Source organism: Peribacillus sp. NPDC058002 (genome assembly GCF_042886655.1).
In the GTDB taxonomy this organism is placed as follows: Bacteria; Bacillota; Bacilli; order Bacillales; family DSM-1321; genus Peribacillus; species Peribacillus aracenensis.
The window spans coordinates 1-1,116 of sequence record NZ_JBHVQU010000534.1 but is presented as its reverse complement, the minus strand read 5'-3'; the positions used below and the strand labels follow the sequence as shown (position 1 = coordinate 1,116).

The 1,116-nt window shown below is 37.8% G+C and carries 1 protein-coding gene; it reads right to left on the bottom strand.

Annotated elements, in window-relative coordinates:
• Positions 1-860, bottom strand: an 860-nt coding sequence (locus ACFVSH_RS26910) for an AAA family ATPase (RefSeq protein ID WP_387708890.1), incomplete at its 3' end; no start/stop codon positions are given.
• Positions 861-1,116: the final 256 nt, after the last annotated feature.

Below are 1,116 nucleotides of genomic sequence, written 5' to 3'. Positions count from 1 at the left end.
CTATATGATACACCATGATAAGATTCATAACTATCTTTTAAACCATGTAAGATGACCAATGCCTCAGCCGTTGTCGGCTCATTAACGTGAACAGGCTGGAAACGTCTTTCAAGGGCACCATCTTTTTCAATTTTCCTATATTCGGATAAAGTTGTTGCTCCGACAAGTTGAAGTTCACCGCGTGCAAGTGCAGGTTTCAAGATATTCCCTGCATCCATTGATCCTTCGGCTGAACCCGCTCCTACAAGTTGATGAATTTCATCGATGAATAAAATGACATTTTTTCTTTCCTGCAATTCACTGATCAATTGCTTCATTCGTTCTTCGAATTGCCCTCTAATTCCAGTATTCGAAACAAGGGACGCTACATCAAGCATATATACAAGCTTATTACGTAATTTAACAGGCACTGAACCTTCTACAATCGCTAAAGCAAGACCTTCGGCAATGGCTGTTTTACCGACACCAGGTTCACCGATTAAAACGGGATTATTTTTATTGCGTCTATTAAGAACTTCAATGACGCGTTTGATTTCTTCATTTCTTCCGATAACCGGATCGATAAGTCCAGCTTTCGCAGCATCGGTCAAATTGCGGCCATACTCCTCAAGCAATCCTCCGTCCTCGCCATGTTCAGCTAAATCCGGTTTTGGTACATCATTATAATTAAATGGATTGAATGAATTTGGAAATCCATTATATTGGAATTTTCCTGTATCCATTCCGCCCATTGCTGCTCCAAGTTTGTTTCGTTCTTCTTTATAACAAGTGGAGCACAGTTTCACATCATGCTCCTGACCATTCATATTTAGGTGAACTTGAATATTTGCTTGGTTTACATGACATTTTTCACAAAGCATGTAGTACTCCTCCTTTAAAAAAATGAATTCACAATAAAACTTTGACCTTCTTTGACATTCTGACTTTATTATACCTTGACCTTCTTTGACTTTCAATAATTTTGTCTGGGAATTTTTTTGCGATAAAAAAACTCCCTTCGATTTGGTTTGCTAAGCATATTAAACTATCCATTTCCAGTCAAATAAAAAGTTTCTATGTATGCCTCTTAGTACATTCAGATAGTATTGATTACCCACTTCAGGATAACCATAACCT